The following is a 21,521-nucleotide window of genomic DNA, read 5'->3' as shown; positions in this document are numbered from 1 at the left end:
AGAAGATGTACGACGTACTGGTAGTGGGCTCGGCCAACGCGGACCTGACGGTCCGGGTGGCGCGGCGGCCGGGCGCGGGGGAGACCGTGCACGGCTCGGACCTGGTCGAGTCGGCGGGCGGCAAGGGGGCCAACCAGGCCGCCGCCGCTGCCCGGCTGGGCGGCCGGGTCGGCCTGCTGGCCAGGATCGGCGACGACGCGTACGGCGAGCTGCTGCTGGACGCGCAGCGCGCCGCGGGCACGGACGTCGCGCACGTGATCGTCGAGTCGGGCGCCCGCACCGGCACCGCCATGATCATCGTGGGCCCGGACGGCGACAACAGCATCGTCGTCTCCCCGGGCGCCAACGCGGCGCTCACCCCGGCGGACGTGGCGGCCGCCCGCGACGTCATCGCCGCGTCCGCCACCGTCTCCCTCCAGCTGGAGGTCCCGATGGAGACGGTACGGGCCACCGCGGCCACCGCCGGGGAGACCGGCACCCGGGTCGTCCTCAACCCGTCCCCGACCCCCGACAGCCTCGACCCGGAGCTGCTCGCCGCCGCCGACCCCCTCGTGGTCAACGAGCACGAGGCGCAGCAGCTCGCGGGCGGCAGCAGCGAAGGCACCCCGGAGGACTGGGCCCGCGCCCTCCTCGGCCAGGGCGCCCGCTCGGTCGTCGTGACCCTCGGCGGCGACGGCGCGCTGGTCGTGGACGGCGGGGGCGGCAGCGACCGGGTCCCCGGCGTCAAGGTCGAGGCCGTCGACACCACGGGCGCCGGCGACGCCTTCACCGGCGCCCTCGCCACGCGGCTGGCCCGCGGCGACTCCCTCACGGAAGCGGCCCGCTTCGCCGTACGGGTGGGCGCCGCGGCCGTCACCAAGCCGGGCGCCCAGCCGTCCTACCCGACGCTGGAGGAACTGCCCTCCTGACCCGGCCGCCGGGCGTCCAGCGCGGCGGTCAGGATGCTGCGCACCTGCCCGGTGATGGCGGTCCGGTTCCGTACGAAATCGGGATCGGTGACCTTGCCGGTCGCCGGGTCGGTGTTGCCGGCGCCGAACTGGAGCACCGGCGTGTGCAGGTGGCCGCCCGGCGCGTCCAGCCTCAGCGCGTCCCGCAGCAGCGTCGCCCGGTAGCCGATCTCGTTCGACAGGTAGTCACCGCCGCCGCCCGCGCGGGCCGTGGAGCCCGGCGTCGGCCCGTCGGGGCGCTCGACGGGCGTGCTGCCGCCCGCCGGGATCTCGGTGACCGCCGTGTTGTCCCGCACCGGGAACGGCCCGGTGGCGACCGAGGTGAGCCGCGCGTACGGCAGGGTCGTGGTGGTCCACTGCGGCTGCGGCCGTACGGTCGGCACGCCCTTCGGCACGGGCACCGTCCCGGTCCGCGACTCCCGCGCGTTGTCCGGGTAGCCGCCCCGCCAGGCCCCGTTGGTCCGCTCCAGGTCGAACCGGCCTGGCCGGCCCTGGCTGATGGTGGTGAACAGGTCCACCTGGCGCGGTCCCCGCCGGAAGTGCGGCAGCAGCGTCCGCTCGACCGTGCCCGCCGCGAAGTCCGCCCAGCGGACGGGGAAGACGGCGGTCTCGACGCGGGCGAGCCGGCCCGAGGCGGTACGGACCGTCGTGCCGTCCAGCGCGAGCGCGGCGGCGCCCGACGGATTGCTGCGCCGGGCGTCGGCGTCCAGCTGGAAGGGGTCGAAGCCGGTCACCACGACGCGCAGCACCCGGTCCTTGCCGGGCCGGCCGGCGGGCAGGTCGATCGAGTCCTGGCCGCGCGAGCCCCGCTCCAGCTCGCCCAGCAGCGCGTCGCGCTGTCCGGCGCTCAGCCGGAACGCCGGCTGCCACTCCCGCAGTGCCTTGGTCATTCCCAGCCGCGCCCAGTACAGCGGCCGGTCGTCGTCGCGGCTCAGGTCCCCGCCCTGCGGCCCGCGCCCCTGTACGCGGTCCACCGCGCGCCGCCACAGGCCGCGTCCGGCCTCCGTGACGAACCGTTTCGCCTCCCCGTACGAGCCCGCCCTCCCCAGCCCGTCCGCGAACGCGCCGGCCACCGGGGCGAAGCCGCTGCGGCGCAGGATCTCCTGGGGGACGGGCTGCGACAGCCGCTGCTCCTCGGCGGTCGGCGCGGCGGCGGCCGCCTGCCGCGAAAGGGCGGTGGCGGAGGGGGCCGCGGTGGCGGAAGGGGCGGCAATGGCGAGCGGGGCCACGGTGAGCAGCGCGGCACCGAGCACGCCCACCGAGGTACGTATGCGTCTCATGGGGCGAGTAAACCGGCGCGGCGCCCGCGGCGGAAGGGGTTGATCCAGTTCGCGTACGGGCCCGGCCCTGGCCTCGCGCCCGCTCCCCTCAGGAACCGGCCGACACGTCCACGTTCCCGCCGTCGCTGTGCACCTTGACCTTGTGCGGCGAGCCGCTGTCCGAGCCGCCGGCGACCCTGCGGTCGCCGCCGTCCGTGGTGGCGTCCACCGCGTAACGGCCCTCCGGCAGGCGGACCCGTACGTTGCCGCCGGCGGTGTAGCCCTCCAACCGGTCGGGCGCGGCGCCGAACGTGGCGTCGATGTTGCCGCCGTCGGTCTTCAAGGACGCCTGCTTGGCCGTGCAGCCCTCGACGTCGATGTCGCCGCCGCTGGACTTGGCGCCGAGGTTCCCGGCGAGCCCCTTGACGTCGATGGTGCCGCCGTCCGTCTCCAGGCTGACGGCGACCGTCTTCGGCACCCGCACCTCGTAGGCGACGTCGCACCGGCCCATGGTGTTCCCGCAGTCGCTCGCGGTGAGCTTGAGGCTGCCGCCCACGAGGGAGTGCTGCGAGGTGGGCTTCCTCTTCCCGTACTCGAAACGTTCCGTCACCTTGACCCGGCCGCCGGTCCCCTCGACGGCGACGACCTTGATGTTGCCGCCGGGGGTGGTCACGTCCAGCTTGGTGGGGTTGCCGTCCACCATGTACGTGCGCTCGCTCTTGGTGACCTTTTCGGTCAGCTCGCAGCCGGTGACCGCGACGGCCATCGTGACGAGCGCGGCGCAGGCCAGCGCGGTGCGGGTGGTGCGGTGTCCCGACCTGGTCGTGGTGCGGTGTCCGGTCATGGCGCGGCGTCCCCCCAGGGGTGAGTAGCGGTCGCCACTCATCCTGCCGCGCCACTCCCGCCGCTGCCGTCACCACAGGGAACGATCTCCCGGCCCTGCCCCCTAAGGGGCACCCGCACCGCCGCGCCGGGCCCGCGGCTACGCACCCTTACGGGTGATCTCCCGGAACGCCATCCTGGCCAGCTCCCGCTGGCCCTCCCGGCCCGGGTGGAACCAGTCCCAGCCGCTCAACTCGGCGCCGGTGAACCGGAAGTCGAAGACGGACCGGTCGTAGCGGCACAGCGCGTCCCGCCCGCAGACCGTCTCCAGGGCCTTGTTGTACGCCACGACCCGGTCCCGCACGCTCTGCCGCCGGGCGTCCGCCGCCTTGGACAGGTCGTCAGGGTCGCGCAGCATCGACCCGCAGATGCCCAGCTTCCACACGTCCTTGGCCATCGGGTTCTGCCGCCCCTGCGACCACAGCCGCATCAGGTCGGGGACGGCGGCCACGTACACCTGGGTCTTGGGCAGGGCGCGGCGCAGCGTGCGCAGCGACGCCTCGAAGTCGGCGCGGAAGGCGGCCTCGGTGGTCATCGACCCGACGTCGGGACGGCAGGCGTCGTTCGCGCCGACCAGGACGGTGACCAGCTCGGGCCGCTGCCGTACGGCCTGGTCGACCTGGGCGGGCAGGTCGCGTATCAGCGCGCCGGTCTTCGCGAAGTTCCAGCTGTGGGTGGCGGGGTCCTTCACCAGCCGCCGGGCCACGCTGTCGACCTGCGGGTCCGTGCCGGTGGCCCAGGAGACCGCGGGGCAGTCGGCCAGCACCGAACAGGCGTCGAAGCCGGCGGTGATGGAGTCGCCGAGCGCGGCGACCGAGGCGGGGTCGGTGCGCCACGCGGGCGAGGGCTTGGGGGAGGGCCGGGGCGCCGCGTGCCCGCCGGCGGCGGCGTCGCCTTCCGGGCCGCCGCCGCAGCCGGTCAGGGAGACCAGGAGCGCACCCGCCGTCAGGGCGGCGGCCGCGGCGCCGCGGGCCCGGATTGGCCGAAAGGGCCGATTGACCATCGTCATCCCCTGTCCCCGTCCGGCGTGCGAGTGATATCTGTTCCGGTACCGACGGTACGTCACCCCCCGACCGCTGCCGCGCGGTAGCTTTTGCCGTGACCCGTCGGGTCCTCGCCCGACGGCACCGGCACAGTCGGCACGAGTAAATTACATCACGTCATTTACTGTCCCTTTTGCGGCAAATTGGGGCTAATGGTGTTTACTGTAGGTAACCTCGGACGCTGGTGCCGACGTGATCACTGGGGCAGAATGCTCGAAGCTGTCCCGGCCGCGACCGGAACGGGCACGAGGCCGCTGGGGAAGGCGAACCTCGAACCGTATCGGAGGTCCCGGTGACGACACGTGGAGTTCTGTACGTCCACTCCGCACCGCGCGCGCTGTGCCCGCACGTCGAATGGGCCGTCGCGGGCGTCCTCGGTGTGCGCGTCAACCTCGACTGGATCCGCCAGCCGGCGTCCCCAGGCACCTGGAGAGCCGAGTTCTCCTGGCAGGGCGAGTCCGGCACGGCCTCCAAACTCGCCTCCGCGCTGCGCGGCTGGCACCTGCTGCGTTTCGAGGTGACCGCCGAGCCGTGCGCCACCGCCGAGGGCGAGCGCTACAGCGCCACGCCCGAACTGGGCATCTTCCACGCCGTCACCGGCATCCACGGCGACATCCTCATCCCCGAGGACCGGCTGCGCGCCGCGCTCGCCCGCTCGGCGGGCGGCGAGACCGAGCTGGCCGCCGAGGTCGCCAAGCTGCTCGGCAAGCCCTGGGACGACGAACTGGAGCCGTTCCGGTACGCGGGTGAGGGCGCCCCGGTCCGCTGGCTGCACCAGGTCGTCTGAGGCCGGCCGCGTCACGCTTGCCCTGGAGCCCGCTCCAAGCCGTAGCGTGCGGGCATGGCTGACAAGACCTCAGTGGCGGTGCTGGGCACCGGAATCATGGGCTCGGCGATGGCCCGCAACCTCGCCGGCGCCGGCCTCGACGTCCGCGCGTGGAACCGCACCCGCGCCAAGGCCGAACCGCTGGCCGCCGACGGCGTACGGGTCACCGGCACCCCGGCCGAGGCGGTGGACGGCGCGGACGCCGTCCTGACCGTCCTGCTGGACGGCCCCGCCGTCCTGGACGCGATGCGCCGCGGCGCCCCCGCCCTTCGCGCGGGAACCCTCTGGCTCCAGGCGAGCACCGTCGGCGCCGACGGACTCGCGCCCCTCGCCGCCTTCGCCGGCGAACACGGCCTGGACTTCGTGGACGCGCCGGTGGTGGGCACCAAGGAACCCGCCGAGAAGGGCCTGCTGACCGTTCTGGCAGCCGGATCGCAGGAGGTGCGGGACAGGGCCGCCCGGGTCCTCGACATCCTCGGACAGCGCACCGTGTGGGTCGGCGAGGACGCGGCGTCGGGCGCCGCCAGCCGCCTGAAACTGGTCGTCAACAGCTGGGTGCTCACCGTCATCAACGGCACGGGGGAGGCGCTCGCCCTCGCCCAGGGGCTCGGCGTGGACCCCCGCGCCTTCCTCGAAGCGGTCGCGGGCGGGCCGCTCGACCTGCCCTACCTGCGGATGAAGTCGGAGCTGATCCTGTCGGGCGCGTATCCGGCCGCCTTCACCGTCTCCGCCGCGCGCAAGGACGCCCGGCTGATCGAGGAGGCGGCAGCGGCGGGCGGGGTGCACGTGGACCTGGTGGCGGCCGCCGCGGAGCGCTTCCGGCGCGCGGAGGCCCAGGGGCACGGCGACGAGGACGGCGCGGCGGCGTACTTCGCCAGCTTCTGAGGCCCGCGGGCATGCGGAAGGGGCCGCGCCTCGCGGCACGGCCCCTTCTCACGTACGGCGCACCGGCCGGTCCGTTTCCGGTCAGACGGTACGGAAGGCCAGCACCACGTTGTGGCCGCCGAAGCCGAACGAGTCGTTCAGCACCGCGATCGTGCCCTCGGCGGGCAGCGCGCGCTTCTCGTCGCGGACGATGTCCGCGTCGGCCTCGGGGTCGAGGTTCTGGATGTTGATGGTCGGCGGGGCCGTCCGGTGGTGGATCGCCAGCACCGAGGCGACGGTCTCCACGCCGCCCGCGCCGCCCAGGAGGTGGCCGGTCATCGACTTCGTGGCGGAGATCGCCATGTGGTCGACGTCGGTGCCGAAGACCTTGCGCAGGGCCTTGATCTCGGCCAGGTCGCCCAGCGGCGTCGAGGTCGCGTGCGCGTTGACGTGCGCGATCTCGGCTGCCTTGAGGTCGGTGTTGGCGAGCAAGTTCTGCAAGGCGTGCGCGATGCCGTTGCCGGAGGGCTCGGGCTGCACGATGTCGTGGCTGTCGGCGGAGATGCCCTGGCCGACGGCCTCGGCGTAGACCTTCGCGCCGCGCTTGGCGGCGTGGTCGGCCGACTCCAGGACGATCACGCCGGAGCCCTCGCCGAGGACGAAGCCGTTGCGATCCGCGTCGTAGGGGCGGGAGGCGCCCTGCGGGTCGTCGTTGTTCTTCGACATCGCCATCATGTTGCCGAAAGCGGCGATCGGCAGCGGGTGGATGGCCGCCTCCGTACCGCCCGCGACGACGACGTCGGCACGGCCCGTACGGATCATCTCGATGCCGTAGCCGATGGCCTCGGCGCCGGAAGCGCAGGCGCTGACCGGGGTGTGCACACCGGCCCGCGCGTTGACCTCCAGGCCGACGTTGGCCGACGGGCCGTTGGGCATCAGCATCGGCACGGTGTGCGGGGAGACGCGGCGTACGCCCTTCTCCTTGAGCACGTCGTACTGGCCGAGGAGGGTGGTCACGCCGCCGATGCCGGAGGCGATGACGGTGCCGAGCCGGTCCGGGTCCACGGCCGGGTCCTCGCCCGCCCGGGCGGTGAAACCGGCGTCCGCCCACGCCTCGCGGGCCGCGATCAGCGCGAACTGCGCCGAGCGGTCCAGCTTGCGGGCCTGCGCCCGGGGGAGGATCTCACCCGGGTCGACGGCTGCCGCGGCGGCGATGCGGACCGGGAGGTCGGCTGCCCAGTCCTGGTCGAGGCCGGCCACACCGGAACGTCCGGCGAGCAGCCCCTCCCAGGTCGAGGCACTGTCGCCACCCAGCGGTGTGGTTGCGCCGATACCGGTGACGACCACGGTGCGATTGGTCGCGTTCACGGAAATTCCTACTCCACAGGTTGAGGGGTTGAGAATCGACGGCGCCACCGCGGGGTGGCGACATGCGCCGGGGCTGGATCAGCCCTGGTGCTCGAGGATGTACTTGGTCGCGTCGCCGACCGTCTTGAGGTTCTTGACGTCGTCGTCGGGGATCTTCACGTCGAAGCGCTCCTCGGCGGCGACGACGACCTCGACCATGGACAGCGAGTCGACGTCCAGGTCGTCGGTGAAGGACTTGTCCAGCTTGACGTCCTCGGCGGGGATCCCGGCGATCTCGTTCACGATCTCGGCGAGACCCTGGACGATCTCTTCCTGGGTGGCGGCCATGTTGGCGCTCCTTCGGTGTTTTGTCGGGGGAACGTTAGAAAGTCTGCGGTTCCGGGTTATGGATCAAGCTCCGTGCAGCAGCCGGGGCACCGGGCCACGGCCGGCACTGCGCGAATCTTGCCTAGGGGAGGGTAACGACCGTCGCGGCGTAGACGAGACCCGCCCCGAAGCCGATGACGAGCGCGGTGTCCCCGCTCTTGGCCTGACCGGTCGCCAGCAGCCGCTCCATGGCGAGCGGAATCGAGGCGGCCGAGGTGTTTCCGGTGGTCTCCACGTCACGGGCGACCGTGACGCTCTCCGGCAGTTTGAGAGTCTTCACCATCGAGTCGATGATCCGCATGTTGGCCTGGTGCGGGATGAAGACGTCCAGGTCCTCCGGGCTGACGCCGGCCGCGTCCAGCGCCTGCTGGGCGACCTTCGCCATCTCGAACACCGCCCACCGGAAGACCGCCTGGCCCTCCTGCGTGATGGCGGGGTAGCGGATCTCGTCGAGCGCCATCCGGGCCTCGGGGCCGTCGCCGCCGGGCACCGGGGTGCGGCGGTAGACGTCCCAGCCGAACGTCTGCTTGATCGTCTCGGCCTTGTCGCCCTCGGAGCCCCAGACGGTCGGGCCGATCGCGGGCTCCTTGCCGGGGCCGACGACCACGGCGCCCGCGCCGTCGCCGAAGAGGAACGCGGTCGCCCGGTCCTCCAGGTCGGTCAGGTCCGAGAGCCGCTCGACGCCGATGACGAGCACGTACTCGGCGCTGCCGTCGGTCACCATGCCCTTGGCCAGCGTCAAACCGTAACCGAATCCGGCGCAACCTGCGGAGATGTCGAACGCGGCGGGCTTGCCCGCGCCGATCTTGTGCGCGATCTCGGTCGCGATGGCCGGGGTCTGCTTGAAGTGCGAGACCGTCGAGACGATCACGGCACCGATCTGCTCGGGCGCGATGCCGGCGTCCGCGATGGCCTTGCCGGACGCCTCCACCGACATGGCCGCGACGGTCTCGTCCGGGGCGGCCCAGTGGCGGGTGGCGATGCCGGAGCGCGAGCGGATCCACTCGTCGGAGGAGTCGATGTGCTTGAGGATCTCCTCGTTCGGCACCACGCGGGTCGGGCGGTAGCCGCCGACGCCCATGATGCGCGCGTACGCGGCGCCCTTGGCGGGCTTGATCTTCGAGGTCATGCTCTCGGGGCTCCTATTCGGCCTGGGCAGAGTGCTCGGCGATCAGCGTGCGGGCCGCGTCGAGGTCGTCGGGGGTCTTCAGCGCGAGGGTCTTGACGCCGGGCAGGGCGCGCTTGGCGATGCCCACCAGCGTGCCGCCCGGGCTCACCTCGACGATCGCGGTGACGCCCAGCTCCTTGAACGTCTCCATGCACAGGTCCCAGCGCACCGGGTTGGCCACCTGGCCGACCAGGCGGCGCACGACGTCCTGCCCGTCGGTGACGACGCGGCCGTCCCGGTTCGAGACGTACCGGGTGTGCGGGTCGGCGGCCGTGACCTGCCCGACCGCTTCCTCCAGTACCGCCACGGCCGGGGCCATGTGCTCGGTGTGGAAGGCGCCGGCCACCTTGAGCGGCACCACGCGGCGGGTGCCCTCGGGCTTGTCCTCGGCCAGCGCGGCCAGCTGCTCGGCGGTGCCCGCCGCGACGATCTGGCCGGCGCCGTTGACGTTCGCGGGGGTCAGGCCCAGCTTGTCCAGGTGCGGCAGGACCACGTCCTGCTCGCCGCCGAGGAGGGCGGCCATGCCGGTCTCGGTGACGGCGGCGGCGTCGGCCATGGCCAGCCCCCGCTTGCGCACCAGCTGCAGCGCCTCGCCCTCGGACAGCACGCCGGTCAGGGCCGCGGCGGCCAGTTCGCCGACGCTGTGCCCGGCGGCGGCGCCGACCAGCCGCGAGAAGTCCTCCGCCGTCGCGAACAGCTGCCGGGCGGAGACCAGGGAGGCCGCCACCAGCAGCGGCTGTGCCACCGCGGTGTCGCGGATCTCGTCCGCGTCGGCGTTCGTGCCGTAGTGGACCAGGTCCAGGTCGATGGCGGCCGACCACTCACGGAGCCGGTCTTCGACACCGGGAAGGTCGAGCCAGGGGGTCAGGAAGCCGGGCGTCTGAGCGCCTTGGCCGGGAGCGACGAGTACGAGCACCCTCACACTCTCTCTTGTGGGAGGTCCCGCCCGCCCGTGGGGACAGGGACGAAGAACCATCAGGGGAATTGTTGGTGTTCTACAAAAAGCCTAGAGCTGGCCGTCACGGTCGGCCAACCGCCCCAGGATCAGCGCGATGCGCAGCGTGAACGCGGAGCGCACGTCCGACGGTGACCAGCCGGTGACGTCGGTCACACGTCGGAGCCGGTAGCGCACGGTGTTCGGGTGCACGAACAGCATCCGCGCCGCACCTTCCAGACTGCTGGCCTGTTCCAGGTACACGCTCAGCGTCTCCAGGAGAGCCGAGCCTGCTTCCTCCAGTGGTCTGTAGATCTCCTCCACCAGCTGCTCGCGAGCCGCCGGGTCGGAAGCCATGGCCCGCTCCGGGAGCAGATCGTCGGACAGTACGGGACGGGGCGCGTCCGGCCAAGCGGCACACGCCTTGAGCCCCGCCGCCGCGGCCTGTGCGGAACGGGTCGCGGCCAGCAGGTCGGCGACCACGGGACCGGCCACCACCGGGCCCGCCGCGAACGGTCCGATCAGGGCTTTCGCCGCCTTGAGCGGATCGTCCGAGCCGCCCGCGATGACCACGAGACGGCTGCCCAGGACGCCCGTGAGCACCTGGAGCTTGGCGTGCCGGGACGCGCGGCGGATGGCTTCCACCGTCAGTTCGCTGTCCCCGTCGGGGGCCGTACCCAGCACAACACACACGTGTTCGGGAGAATTCCAGCCGAGCGCCGCGGCCCGCGAGACCGCGCCCTCGTCGGCCTCCCCGGAGAGCACCGCGTTGACCACCAGCGACTCCAGCCGCGCGTCCCAGGCGCCCCGCGCCTCGGCGGCCTGCGCGTACACCTGGGCGGTGGCGAAGGCGATCTCCCGCGCGTAGACGAGCAGCGCCTCGCGCAGCACACCCTCGTCGCCGGGGGCCGCCACGTCGTCGATCGCCGCCTCCATGACCTCGATGGTCGTGCGGACCATCTCCACGGTCTGGCGCAAAGTGATCGCCCGGGTCAGCTCGCGCGGCGCCGTCCCGAACACGTCGGTGCTGATGGCCTGCGGCGTCTCCGGATGCCGGAACCACTCGGTGAAGGCCGCGATGCCCGCCTGGGCCACCAGCCCGATCCACGAGCGGTTCTCCGGCGGCATGGCGCGGTACCACGGCAGCTGCGCGTCCATGCGGGCGATGGCGTTGGCAGCCAGCTTTCCGGACGACTTCTCCAGCCTGCGGAGCGTCGCGGTGTGCGGATGCGGGAGCGGGTCGCGCGATGCGGGTTCAGACACGGGGACAAGCCTGCCTTATCGGGGCGGTGTGATGGCGCGGTGGGCTCTTCGGGACGGGGGCTACGGTGGTCGGGTGATCCAGGTACACAGAGGCGACGAACGGTATCCGGGCGGCGAGGCGGCGGCCGGCATCGAGACGCGGCACGCCTTCTCCTTCGGCCCGCACTACGACCCGGACAACCTGCGCTTCGGCGCGCTGATCGCCTGCAACGAGGAACGGCTCGCGCCGGGCGCGGGGTTCGGCGAGCACCCGCACCGCGACACCGAGATCGTGACCTGGGTCGTCGAGGGCGAGCTGACCCACCGGGACTCGACCACGGGACACGAGACGGTGGTGCGCCCCGGCGACGTGCAGCGGCTCAGCGCGGCGGACGGCGTGCGGCACGAGGAGCGCAACGACGGCGCCGGTCCGCTGCGCTTCGTGCAGATGTGGCTCGCGCCGGCCACGTTCGGCGGCGACCCGGCGTACGAGGTGGTGCGCGGCATCGCCGACGGGACGCCGTACGCGGTGCCGCGGGCCGGCGCGATGCTGCACGTACGGCGGCTGGCCGACGGCGAGCGGTCCGCCGTGCCGGCGGCGCCGCGGATGTACGTGCACGTCGTGCGCGGTGCGGTGCGGCTGGACGGCGAGCGCCTGGAGGCGGGGGACGCGGCGCGGGTCACCGGGGCGGCGGACCTGGAACTGGCCGCCGTGGGGGCCGCGGAGTGCCTGCTGTGGGAGATGCCGGGCGAACCGTCGTACGGCTGAGGCGGCGGGCGGCCGCGCGGCCCCTGCCGGGGCCGCCGCGGCACCGCTGCGGGTGTTCAGCGCAGCTCGGCGAGGATCGCGTCCGTGAGGGGCGGCCACGCCTCGACCGCCCACGGGCCGAAGGCCCGGTCGGTCAGGGTGACGCAGGCGGCGCCCGCGTCCGGGTCCACCCACAGGAACGTGCCCGCCTGGCCGAAGTGCCCGAACGTGCGCGGCGAGGACGAAGCGCCCGTCCAGTGCGGCGACTTGCCGTCGCGGATCTCGAAGCCCAGGCCCCAGTCGTTGGGGTTCTGCATCCCGTAGCCCGGCAGCACGCCGCGCAGGCCGGGGAAGACCACGGACGTCGCCTCGGCGAGCGTCTGCGGCGCCAGCAGGCGCGGCGCGAGCAGCTCGGCGGCGAACCTGGCCATGTCGGCGGCGGTGGAGATGCCGTCCTTGGCGGGGGAGCCGGGCTCCGGCAGGTCGGTGGCGGCCATGCCGAGCGGTTCGAGGACCGCCTCGCGCAGGTACCGGGGGAACGGGATGTCGGTGGCTTTGGCGATGTGGTCGCCGAGCGCCTCGAAGTTCGCGTTCGAGTACAGGCGGCGCTCGCCCGGCGGTGCCTGCACGCGGTGCTCGTCGAAGGCCAGGCCGGCGGTGTGCGCGAGCAGGTGGCGGACGGTCGAGCCGGGGGGCCCGGCCGGCTCGTCCAGCTCGACCGCTCCCTCCTCGACGGCGAGCAGCGTGGCGTACGCGGCGAGCGGCTTGGTGACCGAGGCCAGCGGGAAGCGGTGCTCCTGTGGGCCGTGCGTGCCGGCCACCGTCCCGTCGGTCCGTACGACGGCGGTGGCCGCGGTCGGCACCGGCCAGTTCTCGATCATCCGAAGGCTCTGCAAGGGCATGGCCACGAGCCTAACGCCCCGGCGGCATGGCCGGGACGGGCCGGGTGCGGGGGCGGTCCGCCTCCCGGTCCGCCAAGAGAGGGTCAAGACTTCGCTTGCTTGGAGTGCACTCCAAGTCTCTAGCGTTGAAGCCGTCGTGAGATCCGGGAGAAGGCGGCCCGGTACCGGGACGTCCGGCGACTACGGGAGGCACGGCATGACGGTGACGGCGACGGACAGGACGGTGGCGGACCAGGGGCTCGCGCGGCCGGACCGCTGCAAGAGCCCGCTGCTGCACCCGCGGCCCGACGGCCGCGACCAGTACACGATCAGCGAGGTCGCCGAGCACACCGGCCTGAGCGCGCACACTCTGCGCTGGTACGAACGGATCGGGCTGATGCCGCACGTGGACCGCACGCACACCGGCCAGCGCCGCTTCAGCAACCGCGACCTGGACTGGCTGGACCTGGTGAGCAAGCTCCGCCTGACCGGCATGCCGGTCGCGGACATGGTCCGCTACGCCGAGCTGGTGCGCGAGGGCGCGCACACCTTCCCCGAGCGGGAACGGCTGCTGACCGCGCACCGCGAGGACGTACGGCAGCGCATCGACGAGCTGCAGAGCACGCTCCGGGTCCTCGACTACAAGATCGACGTATACGCGGACGCCCGCCGGGCGTCGGAGGGAGTCTGAGGTCGGTATGACCACTGGGAACATCGAAACCGTTCGGCTGGGGACCTCCGGACCGCTGGTCGGGGTCCAGGGCCTCGGCTGCATGGGCATGAGCTTCGCGTACGGCCCGACCGAGGACGAGGGCGAGGCGCGGGCCACGCTGGAGCGGGCGCTCGAACTGGGCGTCACGCTCTACGACACCGCCGACATGTACGGCATGGGCCACAACGAGGAGTTCATAGCCCCCTTCATCCAGGCGCACCGCGACGAGGTCGTGGTGGCGACGAAGTTCGCGATCGCCGCCGACCCGGCCGACCCGCTGAACCCGGCCAAGCGGGTCATCCGCAACGACCGCCCCTACATCCGCCAGGCCGTCGAGGCGAGCCTGCGCCGCCTGGGCGTCGACGAGATCGACCTGTACTACATGCACCGCCGCGACCCGGACGTCCCGATCGAGGACACGGTCGGCGCGATGGCCGAGCTGGTGGCCGAGGGCAAGGTCAAGCACCTGGGCCTGAGCGAGGTGACCGGCAGCGAACTGCGGGCCGCGCAGGGCGTGCACCCGATCGCGGCCGTGCAGTCGGAGTGGTCGCTGTTCAGCCGGGACGTGGAGGACGGCGTGGTGCCGGCCGCGCGCGAGCTGGGCGTCGGCTTCGTGCCGTACTCGCCGCTCGGCCGCGGCTTCCTGACCGGCTCGTTCGTCAGCGCCGACAAGGAGCTGGGCGACGACGACTTCCGGCGCCAGCAGCCCCGCTTCACGGGCGACAACGCGAAGGCCAACGCGGAGCTCCTGGCGCCCGTCCGCGAGATCGCCGAGGCGCACGGGGCCTCGCTCGGCCAGGTCGCGCTGGCCTGGGTGCAGCAGCAGGCGCAGGTGCACGGCCTGGCCGTGGTGCCGATCCCGGGCACGCGCAAGCGCAGCCGTATCGAGGAGAACGCGGCCGCCACGCGCCTGGTGCTCGGCAAGGAGGAGCTGGCACGGCTGGAGCCGGTGGCGAGCCGGGTCGCGGGTGACCGGTACGCGGACATGACGTTCACCTCGGCGGGCCGGGAGTAAGGCGAAACGTTTCTGACGGGCGGTGCCGCCCCCGGACGGCGCCGCCCGCCGGCGTTGCGCCCCGCTCAGGCCAGCCCCAGGGCGAACACCCCGAAGGCCGCGGCAAGGACACCCGCGAGCGCCCGCCGGACGGCCGTGGCACCCGTCCACGGCGCCTCGAAGCGGCGGGTCAGACAGCCGACGAGCAGCAGCACCACGGCGAAGACGGGCAGCCAGGCGAGGCGGGCGAGGACCCAGCCCGCGGTGTCCGGCGCGGTGGTGAGCCCGGGGACGGCGCCGAGGAAGGACCCGGGGACCGCCACCGAGAACATCGCCGTCTGGTGCCAGCACAGGACCGTCATCGCGCTCAGGTTGACGACGACGACCGGTGCCCAGAGGGCGGGACGGCGCAGCAGCCGGGCGATACGGTCGCGCAGCAGGATCGCGGCGCCGGACTGCGCGGCGGCCAGCGCGAGCACCAGCAGCGACGGCGGGTGGGAGTTGGTGCGGTCCTGGCCCGGCACGCCCACCATGCTCGCCGGGTAGTGGAAGAACAGCAGCAGCGCCGCGAACAGCGCGGTACCGCCGAGCAGCAGCGTCCACGCGGCGCGCCGCCCGAGCCGCTTCTCGCCCCACGAGACGCCCAGTTGGTAGGCGAACATCCAGCCCGGCAGCAGGTTGAGCAGGCTCAGCCAGGACGGCACGGCGTCCGCGTACGGCCCGTACCGCAGGAAGTCGACGACGGCCACGGCCCCCAGCAGCGGCGCGGCGGCCCAGGCGCCCATGCGGCGGGCCGCGCGGACGCAGTACGGCGTGAGCGCGGTGATCCCCGCGTAGACACCGACGAACCACAGCGGCTGGATGACCAGGGTGGCCCCCGTACGGAGCGTCGCCTCCGGCACGCCCAGCGCGGACAGGACGGGGACCAGCAGCGCCCAGACGGCGGTCACGCCGAGGACGGGGCGGCCCAGCCTGGCGAGGCGGGCGCGCAGCCAGCGGCCCGTCGACTCGCCGCGCCCGGCGGCCCGGTGGAAGGAGAGCACCGAGGCGTAGCCGCCGACCAGGAAGAAGATGCCGAGCATCTGGAGCACCCAGCTCGCGGGCGCCAGGGCGGCGAAGGAGGACAGCGGGCTCGCGTTGTGCAGCGCGCCGCCGGAGTCGCGGGTGAAGCCGCCGAGCAGCCAGTGGCCGGTCGGCACGGCCAGCAGTGCGAGGGCGCGCAGGCCGTCGACGGCGCGGTCCCGGTGGGCGGGCGTACGGCCTTCGATGGCGCGGACCGCCGCGCGGACGGGGGTGAGGAGAGGAGTGGCCACGAGGCGTCCTTCCGGGGCTCGTTGGAGTGTGGCTGGAGGGGCGGTCAGCGCACCTGGTCGTAGCGGCCGAGCGCGATGTCGGCGAAGTTGCGGAGCGAGTCCGTGCCGGGCGCGAGATAGCCGGTGTGGCCGTCGGCCGTCCGCGCGGGAACCCGGCGTGCGCCGAACTCGGGGTCGGTGGGGTCCGTACCGTGGCCGAGCCCGAGGAACCGGACGTGCGGCAGGTCGCCGATCCAGTCGGACGCGTCGCGGGCGGCCCACACCCGGGCGGTGGTGCGCAGCGCCGCCGCGCTCTCCGCCCGCATGCCGGGCGAACCGAAGACGACCAGGTCGGCGATCCGCCCCTGCGCCAGCAGCGGGACGGCCTGGCCGCAGACGACCGATCCGTAGCTGTGGCACAGCAGGGCGGGGGCCGGTGCGCCGACGGCGGCCAGGCCCTCCAGGAAGCGGGCCAGGCGGGGCGCGCCGGCCTCCGCCAGGCGGCCCGTCGCGGCGTCCGGGCCCAGGCCGACCGGCGTGGTGTAGCCGGTCCAGGCGATCGCCGCCGTACGGACGCCGGGCGCCTCGCGGGCCATTTGGGCGCGCAGCGACTTGGCCATGCCGGACGGCGTGCCGTACGGGTCGCGCCGGCGGTCGGCCGAGGACAGGTCGATGTCCGAGCCGGGCACGAACACGGCGGTGCGCTGCGCCGTCGCCAGGTCACCGAACACCTCGGCCACCTGGCCGCGGCCGCGCGGGTCGAAGGCGAGTATCTGGCGCCCGGGGCGCAGCAGTTCGGCGTAGCGGGCCGCCATCCGGCGCGCTTCCCGGTGGTCCTCAAGGGTGCCGGACGGGTCGGTGGCGCGGGCCAGCTGCCGGTCGCGTGCCGCCTTCAGGGCGAGGGCGTTGGCGCGGTACCGCAGGGCGACGGGCGCGCCGTCGAGGTTGCCCACGGTCAGCGGGTGCCGGGCCGCCAGCTCCTGGCGCTGCGCTTCGGTCAGCGCGGCGAAGAAGCGGGCCACCTGGGCCGGGGTGGCGGTCGCCGGGTCGGGCAGCCGCTTGCCCAGCGAGTGGTCGGCGCGCCAGGCGGCGGCGCCGGGCGCCGGGCCGGTGACGGCCTCCTGGGCGGACCCCGCGGCCCAGCCGCCGGTACCGCCGACGAGCGTCGCGGCCAGCACGACCGCGACGATCGTGCGCCTACCGCGTTGGCCGAACCGGCGCAGCAAGGACATGGCGGGGTCTCCCTCTTCCGTTGACGTGGCGGAGGGAAACGTAAGAAGCAGACGTGTGACGTGGCGTCACACCGCGGGGCCAACTGCCCGCTGATACCGGGGTAGGGGGTCGCTGACCTGCTCGTACCTGAGCACGACCGGCCAGCCCCAGGAGCCGTACGGGGGCTGGCCCCACCCTCTGCCGCCGCGACCGGCGGCGCGGCGGCCGGCGGCGGCGGTCGCGGGCGGCCGCGCCGGTGGCGGAGGCGGGACGGCCGGTTCCGGGCCGGGGCTCAGTTCGCCCCCGGCGACACCAGCCCCGACTCGTACGCGAAGATCACGGCCTGGGCGCGGTCGCGCAGCTCCAGCTTGGCCAGCACGCGGCCGATGTGGGTCTTCACGGTCTGCTCGGCGAGCACCAGCGACTCGGCGATCTCCTGGTTCGACAGGCCGCGGGCGATCAGCTCCAGGACCTCCGTCTCCCGCGGGGTGAGCCCGTTGAGCCGCAGCGAGGTGCGGTCCTTGCGGGGCGCGGGCCGCTGCCGGGCGAAGTCGGCGATCAGCCGCCGCGTCACGGACGGCGCGAGCAGCGCCTCGCCGGCCGCCACGACCCGTACCGCCGAGATCAGGTCGGCCGGCGGCGCGTCCTTGAGCAGGAACCCGGACGCCCCGGCCCGCAGCGCCTCGTAGACGTAGTCGTCCACGTCGAACGTGGTGAGCATCAGCACCCTGGGCCGGTGCACCACGCCCGTCGGCGGGTCCAGCAGCCGCCGGGCCGCCTCCAGCCCGTCCATCTCGGGCATGCGGACGTCCATCAGCACCACGTCGGGGTGCGTACGGCGGCTCAGTTCGACGCCCTGTACGCCGTCCGGCGCGTCGCCGACGACGTCGATGTCGCTCTGCGCGGCCAGCAGCGCGGCGAAGCCCGCGCGCACCATGGCCTGGTCGTCGACAATGATCACCCGAGTGGTCATGCGGGGTCGTGGTCCTTTGCTGTTATGGGGAGTTGCGCGGCGACGCGGAAGCCGCCGTCGGGCAGTGGCCCGGTGTCCAGGGTGCCGTCCACCAGCCGTACGCGCTCCCGCATGCCGACGAGCCCGTGGCCGGTGCCGGAGGTCTCCAGCGGCGGCACGGCGCGCGGCGGGGCGCTGTTGACGACGAGCACGGTCAGCCGGCCGCCGGCCGCGTCCACCGTGACCGATACGCGGGTGCTCGCGCCCGGCGCGTGGCGTACGACGTTGGCCAGCGCCTCCTGCACGATGCGGTACGCCGACAGGCCCACCGCAGGAGCGAGCTCCACCGGCCCGCCGGGCAGCGCCAACTCGACCGGCACCCCCGCCCGCACCGTCCCCTCGACCAGCTTCGGCAGCTGCGCGAGGCCGGGCTGCGGCGCCTTCTCCGGGCCGCCGTGGCGCTCCGTCTCCTCGCTGCGCAGCACGCCCAGCAGCCGGCGCATCTCGGCCAGCGACTCGCGCGCGGTGGCGGCGATCGTGCCGAACTCGTCCTGGGCGGCTTCGGGGATCCCGCTGATGCGGTACGGCGCGCTGGCGGCCTGGACCGTGATCACCGACATGTGGTGGGCGACGACGTCGTGCAGCTCGCGGGCGATGCGCGTGCGTTCCTCCAGCAGCGTGCGCATGGCGCGCTCGGCCTCGCTGATGTTCTCCTGCTCGATCAGCTTGCGCTGCGCGGCCCCGCGCTCGCGGAGCGCGCCGCCCACCAGCAGCACGACGCCGGCGAGGATGAACGTCAGCAGCCACGTGCCGTCGCTGCGGTCGGACCTGAACAGTTCGAAGGCGATGCCGAGGGCGCCGGTGGTGCCCCAGACGGCTATCAGGGTGCGGCGCTTCTCGCGCAGGGAGAGCGCCAGCATCAGCGCCAGGTAACCGACGATGGCCGTGGGCGGCCAGGGCAGGGGATGCCCGTCGGCCTGGGGCGCGACGGACAGGAGGACACCGCCGACGACATCGGCGCCGAAGATCACCCACCACGCCTGGAGCGGCCGGGTCACGGCCAGCAGCAGCGGCACGGTCTGCGCGACGGCCAGCGCCCCGGCCAGGCCGCCGTTGAGGCCGTAGTCGTGGGCGAGGACGGTCACCGTCGTGGGCAGCAGCGACGCCGTGAAGGCGAAGGCGACCGCGTACGGCAGCAGGCGCAGCCAGCGGTTGTGCACGGTGCCGAGGAGCGGGACGTCGGGACCGGTCGGCCTCCCGAGGTCCTCGGCGAGCGTGCGCAGCGCCCGCCGCCCGGTCCGCAGGACGCGGGCCCGGGTGCTGTGGCGGTCGCCGGCGGAACGTGGTGCTGTGGTCTTCATGGCCCGATCAGCGTAAGCGGCGGCCGCCTGCCGCGACGTCATACCGGGGGCTGCCTTCGCGGTCATACCCAGGTACGGGGCGGCGGGCGGCCGCTACAGCTCCGCCAGCAGTTCCGCCTTCTTCGCCGTGAACTCGGCGTCCGTGAGGAGGCCGGCGGTGTGCAGCTCGCCCAGCTGGCGGATGCGGTCGGCGATGTCGGCCGGATCGCTGCGGGTGTCGGCACGGGGCCGCACCGCCCGGCGCACCGCCGTGTCCTCCGAAGGGGCGGCGGCCCGTACGGCCTGGAGCACCGCGGCCGCGAACGGCAGCGACTCGTGCACCGGCCCGTACCCCAGCCCGAAGACCACCGCGGCCGGGTCCTGGTCCGCCTCGCCCGGCCGCTCCTCCTCCGGGCCGCGCTCCACCAGCCGCAGATGGCCGCTGCCCCACTCCGGCGAACGCCACTCCACCCCGGACAGCCCGCCGACCGGAAAGCTCTGGTCGCCGCGCTTCCACTTCGCCGACGACGCCCCCGTCCAGAACCAGCGGAAGGCCACCGCGCTGCCGTCGAAGGTCGCCTTGCCGTCGTACGCCTTGAAGGTCATCGGCGGTTCGGGGGCGGTCACCAGGTGCTCGTCGGCGGGGAGCGCGGCCGCGGGCCCGAGCGCGGCGCGCAGCTCGTCCCGGTAGTACTCGGCGAGGACCTCGCGCTCCGCGGGCAGCACCAGGCGGTAGGGGTCGAGGTCGTCCTTGAGCTGCCCGTTCGCCGCCTCCATCAGGGGGTCGGCGCCCGGCCGCGGCACCGCGCGCAGCACCACCGTGCCGCGTCTGCCCTCGGACAGCTCGACCGACCTCAGCGCCTCGTACGGGACGCGCCGCTCGCCGAGCGCCTGGAAGAGCTTCGGCCTGCGTATCCCCCGTTCGAAGCGGATGAGCACGGAGTCCGTGTCGAACTCCCAGACGGCGTGAAAACCGGCCAGCACATCACCCATGCGGCTCATCGTATGCGGCGGTCGCCCGCCCGTCCCCCTTCCCGACATCATGCGCTACGCGCGTCAAGCCGCTTTTGCCCCATGCCGCTCCCGGACCCGACGCGTCCGGAAACCGCCCCCTGACCGGCCCGCGCCGGGGCCCGCGCCCCGCCGCTCAGGCGAGATCGGCCGAGCAGTCCCGGTCCTGCACCGAGCAGTCCACGGAGGTGAGCGCGCCCACCCCGATCAGCGCGAAGTTGCGCAGGCTCTGCGTCCCGGGCACGAAGTAGCCGGCGTGCCCCTCGGCACCGGAGGCCGACAACACCCGGGCGCCGAAGGCCGAGGTGACCGGATCGGCGCCGTGCCCCAGCCCGCCGACCTCCATGTACGGCACGTCCTGGATCCAGTCGTCGGCGTCCCGCATCGCCCAGACGCGGGCGTGCGTGCCGAGCGCGGCGACGGTGTCGGCCCGCATGCCGGGGCTGCCCGCCACCGCGATGTCGCCGACGTTGGACGGCAGCCGGCTCGCCGCCACCCCGCACACCACGGACCCGTAGCTGTGGCACATCAGCGTGACGGCAGCGGACTCCGGCAGCGCCCGCACCAGCGCGTTCAGCCGTACGGCGCCGGCCTCGGCGAGCTGCCCGGTGGCCGCGCCGACGCCGAGCCCGGCGGGCGCGGTGTAGTCGGCCCAGGCGATCACGGCCGTACGGGAGCCGGCGCGCGCTGACCGCTCGGCGTCGTACAGGGACTTGCCCATGCCGACCGGCGCGCTCGTCGCCCGCGCGGTGCGCTCGAAGGTGCCCAGGTTGGTGTCCACGCCGGGCACCACCACCGAGACGCGGCGGGCCCGGCCCAGATCGCCGAAGACCTCGGCGGCCCGGCCGCCGCCGGCCGGGTCGAAGGCGAGGATCTGCCGCCCGGCCGCGCGCATCGACTCGAAGCGGTGCATCAGCCGGCCGGCCTCCTGGCGGCCCACCGGCGTCAGGCGCCGGTCGTCCATCCGCTTTCGCGCCACCTCGCCGGCCTCCTGGAGGGCCTTCTTGTTGGCCTGGTAGCGCAGGGCCACGGGGGCGCCGCCCATGTTGCCGACCACCAGCGGGTAGCGGTCGGCCAGCGCGCTCGCGTCGGCGCGGCCGAGCGAGCGGAAGAAGGCGGCGAGCGTGCCGGGGGCGGAGCCGGTGTCCGGCAGCCGGTGCCCGCGGAAGGAGGCATGCTCCCAGGCGGACCGCGCGGTGGCCAGCGGGTTGGCGTCGTCCTTGCTGCCTCTGACGGCCGTCCAGCCGGTCATCGCAAGCATCACGAACACCACCACCAGGGCGAGCGCGGCACGCCATGCGGTGGACTGGAGGAAGCCGAAGGAGGGAGCGCCGAGCCCCGAGAACGAAGAAGTCACCGCGGGCCACCCTAGGAGACCTGACGGGGCGCCCGCTCCAGGGGTGACGGATGTCACGTTTCAGGCTGGTCATAAGGGACCACTTCGGACACGGTGTGTCGACGCCCAACGCTCAGACGTGCA

The 21,521-nt window shown here is 73.8% G+C and carries 21 protein-coding genes; 6 read left to right on the top strand and 15 right to left on the bottom strand.

Features of this window, described 5'->3' with window-relative positions; genetic code table 11:
* Positions 1 to 5: 5 nt before the first annotated feature.
* On the top strand, positions 6 to 908 hold the full coding sequence (locus ACH4OW_RS02100) for a ribokinase (protein WP_398024448.1): 903 nt from the start codon (positions 6 to 8) through the stop codon (positions 906 to 908).
* Here the strand turns inward: ACH4OW_RS02100 and ACH4OW_RS02095 are convergent.
* From ACH4OW_RS02095 to ACH4OW_RS02085, 3 genes are all read right to left on the bottom strand, one after another.
* Positions 878 to 2,227: a pyroglutamyl peptidase gene (locus tag ACH4OW_RS02095; RefSeq protein ID WP_398024211.1), complete on the bottom strand. Its 1,350-nt coding sequence runs from the start codon at positions 2,225 to 2,227 to the stop codon at positions 878 to 880. The two genes, ACH4OW_RS02100 and ACH4OW_RS02095, sit on opposite strands and share 31 nt — an antisense overlap.
* 88 nt (positions 2,228 to 2,315) lie before the next feature.
* Positions 2,316 to 3,050: a DUF4097 family beta strand repeat-containing protein gene (locus ACH4OW_RS02090; RefSeq protein WP_398024209.1), complete on the bottom strand. Its 735-nt coding sequence runs from the start codon at positions 3,048 to 3,050 to the stop codon at positions 2,316 to 2,318.
* A gap of 138 nt (positions 3,051 to 3,188) precedes the next feature.
* Positions 3,189 to 4,097: an SGNH/GDSL hydrolase family protein gene (locus ACH4OW_RS02085; protein ID WP_398024206.1), complete on the bottom strand. Its 909-nt coding sequence runs from the start codon at positions 4,095 to 4,097 to the stop codon at positions 3,189 to 3,191.
* A 326-nt stretch (positions 4,098 to 4,423) separates the two neighbouring features.
* Here ACH4OW_RS02085 and ACH4OW_RS02080 point away from each other — a divergent pair, with 326 nt between their 5' ends.
* Together ACH4OW_RS02080 and ACH4OW_RS02075 are read left to right on the top strand one after the other, a co-directional pair.
* Positions 4,424 to 4,918, top strand: coding sequence for a DUF3145 domain-containing protein (locus tag ACH4OW_RS02080; protein ID WP_003979739.1), 495 nt, complete (start codon positions 4,424 to 4,426; stop codon positions 4,916 to 4,918).
* Positions 4,919 to 4,972: 54 nt separating this feature from the next.
* Positions 4,973 to 5,842 carry an NAD(P)-dependent oxidoreductase gene (locus ACH4OW_RS02075; protein ID WP_360121950.1) on the top strand — a complete coding sequence of 290 codons (870 nt, stop codon included), beginning with the start codon at positions 4,973 to 4,975 and terminating at the stop codon, positions 5,840 to 5,842.
* A gap of 81 nt (positions 5,843 to 5,923) precedes the next feature.
* On the opposite strand, the gene ACH4OW_RS02070 is transcribed toward ACH4OW_RS02075, so the two are convergent.
* The 5 genes from ACH4OW_RS02070 to ACH4OW_RS02050 all read right to left on the bottom strand — a co-directional run bounded on the left by ACH4OW_RS02070 (position 5,924) and on the right by ACH4OW_RS02050 (position 10,920).
* A complete protein-coding gene (locus ACH4OW_RS02070) occupies positions 5,924 to 7,189 on the bottom strand; it encodes a beta-ketoacyl-[acyl-carrier-protein] synthase family protein (protein ID WP_360121947.1) in 1,266 nt (421 codons plus the stop codon).
* A 78-nt stretch (positions 7,190 to 7,267) separates the two neighbouring features.
* Positions 7,268 to 7,516: an acyl carrier protein gene (locus ACH4OW_RS02065; protein ID WP_360121944.1), complete on the bottom strand. Its 249-nt coding sequence runs from the start codon at positions 7,514 to 7,516 to the stop codon at positions 7,268 to 7,270.
* Positions 7,517 to 7,637: 121 nt separating this feature from the next.
* The gene (locus tag ACH4OW_RS02060) at positions 7,638 to 8,684 is read right to left on the bottom strand and encodes a ketoacyl-ACP synthase III (RefSeq protein WP_360121941.1); all 1,047 of its coding nucleotides are present in this window, start codon (positions 8,682 to 8,684) and stop codon (positions 7,638 to 7,640) included.
* 13 nt (positions 8,685 to 8,697) lie between these two features.
* On the bottom strand, positions 8,698 to 9,639 hold the full coding sequence (locus ACH4OW_RS02055) for an ACP S-malonyltransferase (RefSeq protein WP_360121938.1): 942 nt from the start codon (positions 9,637 to 9,639) through the stop codon (positions 8,698 to 8,700).
* 90 nt (positions 9,640 to 9,729) lie between these two features.
* Positions 9,730 to 10,920 carry a helix-turn-helix domain-containing protein gene (locus ACH4OW_RS02050; RefSeq protein ID WP_360121935.1) on the bottom strand — a complete coding sequence of 397 codons (1,191 nt, stop codon included), beginning with the start codon at positions 10,918 to 10,920 and terminating at the stop codon, positions 9,730 to 9,732.
* Between the two features lie 31 nt (positions 10,921 to 10,951).
* Here ACH4OW_RS02050 and ACH4OW_RS02045 point away from each other — a divergent pair, with 31 nt between their 5' ends.
* Entirely contained in the window at positions 10,952 to 11,668 is a 717-nt protein-coding gene (locus tag ACH4OW_RS02045) for a pirin family protein (protein ID WP_398024446.1), read from the top strand.
* Positions 11,669 to 11,724: 56 nt separating this feature from the next.
* On the opposite strand, the gene ACH4OW_RS02040 is transcribed toward ACH4OW_RS02045, so the two are convergent.
* A complete protein-coding gene (locus ACH4OW_RS02040) occupies positions 11,725 to 12,549 on the bottom strand; it encodes a serine hydrolase domain-containing protein (protein ID WP_398024203.1) in 825 nt (274 codons plus the stop codon).
* A 196-nt stretch (positions 12,550 to 12,745) separates the two neighbouring features.
* On the opposite strand from ACH4OW_RS02040, the gene ACH4OW_RS02035 reads away from it, so the two are divergent.
* Both ACH4OW_RS02035 and ACH4OW_RS02030 read left to right on the top strand, forming a co-directional pair.
* Entirely contained in the window at positions 12,746 to 13,219 is a 474-nt protein-coding gene (locus ACH4OW_RS02035; protein ID WP_360121927.1) for a MerR family transcriptional regulator, read from the top strand.
* Between the two features lie 7 nt (positions 13,220 to 13,226).
* Positions 13,227 to 14,255, top strand: coding sequence for an aldo/keto reductase (locus ACH4OW_RS02030; protein ID WP_398024200.1), 1,029 nt, complete (start codon positions 13,227 to 13,229; stop codon positions 14,253 to 14,255).
* A gap of 65 nt (positions 14,256 to 14,320) precedes the next feature.
* Here ACH4OW_RS02030 and ACH4OW_RS02025 read toward each other — a convergent pair whose 3' ends face one another.
* The 6 genes from ACH4OW_RS02025 to ACH4OW_RS02000 all read right to left on the bottom strand — a co-directional run bounded on the left by ACH4OW_RS02025 (position 14,321) and on the right by ACH4OW_RS02000 (position 21,398).
* Positions 14,321 to 15,547 carry an acyltransferase gene (locus ACH4OW_RS02025; protein WP_360121921.1) on the bottom strand — a complete coding sequence of 409 codons (1,227 nt, stop codon included), beginning with the start codon at positions 15,545 to 15,547 and terminating at the stop codon, positions 14,321 to 14,323.
* Between the two features lie 44 nt (positions 15,548 to 15,591).
* Complete coding sequence (locus ACH4OW_RS02020) at positions 15,592 to 16,758, bottom strand: alpha/beta hydrolase (RefSeq protein WP_398024197.1); 1,167 nt, start codon at positions 16,756 to 16,758, stop codon at positions 15,592 to 15,594.
* Between the two features lie 272 nt (positions 16,759 to 17,030).
* Positions 17,031 to 17,711 (bottom strand): response regulator, encoded by a 681-nt coding sequence (locus ACH4OW_RS02015; RefSeq protein WP_398024195.1) that lies wholly within the window; start codon positions 17,709 to 17,711, stop codon positions 17,031 to 17,033.
* Complete coding sequence (locus tag ACH4OW_RS02010) at positions 17,708 to 19,051, bottom strand: sensor histidine kinase (RefSeq protein WP_398024193.1); 1,344 nt, start codon at positions 19,049 to 19,051, stop codon at positions 17,708 to 17,710. The genes ACH4OW_RS02015 and ACH4OW_RS02010 overlap by 4 nt, the downstream gene beginning before the upstream one ends.
* A 93-nt stretch (positions 19,052 to 19,144) precedes the next feature.
* On the bottom strand, positions 19,145 to 20,023 hold the full coding sequence (locus tag ACH4OW_RS02005) for a DUF4429 domain-containing protein (protein WP_360138066.1): 879 nt from the start codon (positions 20,021 to 20,023) through the stop codon (positions 19,145 to 19,147).
* A gap of 154 nt (positions 20,024 to 20,177) precedes the next feature.
* Positions 20,178 to 21,398: an alpha/beta hydrolase gene (locus tag ACH4OW_RS02000; protein WP_360138063.1), complete on the bottom strand. Its 1,221-nt coding sequence runs from the start codon at positions 21,396 to 21,398 to the stop codon at positions 20,178 to 20,180.
* Positions 21,399 to 21,521 lie beyond the last annotated feature (123 nt).

The organism is Streptomyces sp. NPDC017056 (assembly GCF_044332485.1).
GTDB lineage: Bacteria > Actinomycetota > Actinomycetes > Streptomycetales > Streptomycetaceae > Streptomyces.
The sequence above is the reverse complement of the archived record's forward strand: the minus strand, read 5'-3'. Positions and strand labels throughout refer to the sequence as shown.

Excerpts from the sequence above, each read along its gene's own strand:
- ACH4OW_RS02100 (WP_398024448.1), top strand. The coding sequence starts at position 6 with ATGTACGACGTACTGGTAGTGGGCTCGGCCAACGCGGACCTGACGGTC.
- ACH4OW_RS02095 (WP_398024211.1), bottom strand. The coding sequence starts at position 2,227 with ATGAGACGCATACGTACCTCGGTGGGCGTGCTCGGTGCCGCGCTGCTC.
- ACH4OW_RS02090 (WP_398024209.1), bottom strand. The coding sequence starts at position 3,050 with ATGACCGGACACCGCACCACGACCAGGTCGGGACACCGCACCACCCGC.
- ACH4OW_RS02085 (WP_398024206.1), bottom strand. The coding sequence starts at position 4,097 with ATGACGATGGTCAATCGGCCCTTTCGGCCAATCCGGGCCCGCGGCGCC.
- ACH4OW_RS02075 (WP_360121950.1), top strand. The coding sequence starts at position 4,973 with ATGGCTGACAAGACCTCAGTGGCGGTGCTGGGCACCGGAATCATGGGC.
- ACH4OW_RS02065 (WP_360121944.1), bottom strand. The coding sequence starts at position 7,516 with ATGGCCGCCACCCAGGAAGAGATCGTCCAGGGTCTCGCCGAGATCGTG.
- ACH4OW_RS02060 (WP_360121941.1), bottom strand. The coding sequence starts at position 8,684 with ATGACCTCGAAGATCAAGCCCGCCAAGGGCGCCGCGTACGCGCGCATC.
- ACH4OW_RS02045 (WP_398024446.1), top strand. The coding sequence starts at position 10,952 with ATGGCGCGGTGGGCTCTTCGGGACGGGGGCTACGGTGGTCGGGTGATC.
- ACH4OW_RS02040 (WP_398024203.1), bottom strand. The coding sequence starts at position 12,549 with ATGCCCTTGCAGAGCCTTCGGATGATCGAGAACTGGCCGGTGCCGACC.
- ACH4OW_RS02035 (WP_360121927.1), top strand. The coding sequence starts at position 12,746 with ATGACGGTGACGGCGACGGACAGGACGGTGGCGGACCAGGGGCTCGCG.
- ACH4OW_RS02030 (WP_398024200.1), top strand. The coding sequence starts at position 13,227 with ATGACCACTGGGAACATCGAAACCGTTCGGCTGGGGACCTCCGGACCG.
- ACH4OW_RS02020 (WP_398024197.1), bottom strand. The coding sequence starts at position 16,758 with ATGTCCTTGCTGCGCCGGTTCGGCCAACGCGGTAGGCGCACGATCGTC.
- ACH4OW_RS02015 (WP_398024195.1), bottom strand. The coding sequence starts at position 17,711 with ATGACCACTCGGGTGATCATTGTCGACGACCAGGCCATGGTGCGCGCG.
- ACH4OW_RS02010 (WP_398024193.1), bottom strand. The coding sequence starts at position 19,051 with ATGAAGACCACAGCACCACGTTCCGCCGGCGACCGCCACAGCACCCGG.
- ACH4OW_RS02005 (WP_360138066.1), bottom strand. The coding sequence starts at position 20,023 with ATGGGTGATGTGCTGGCCGGTTTTCACGCCGTCTGGGAGTTCGACACG.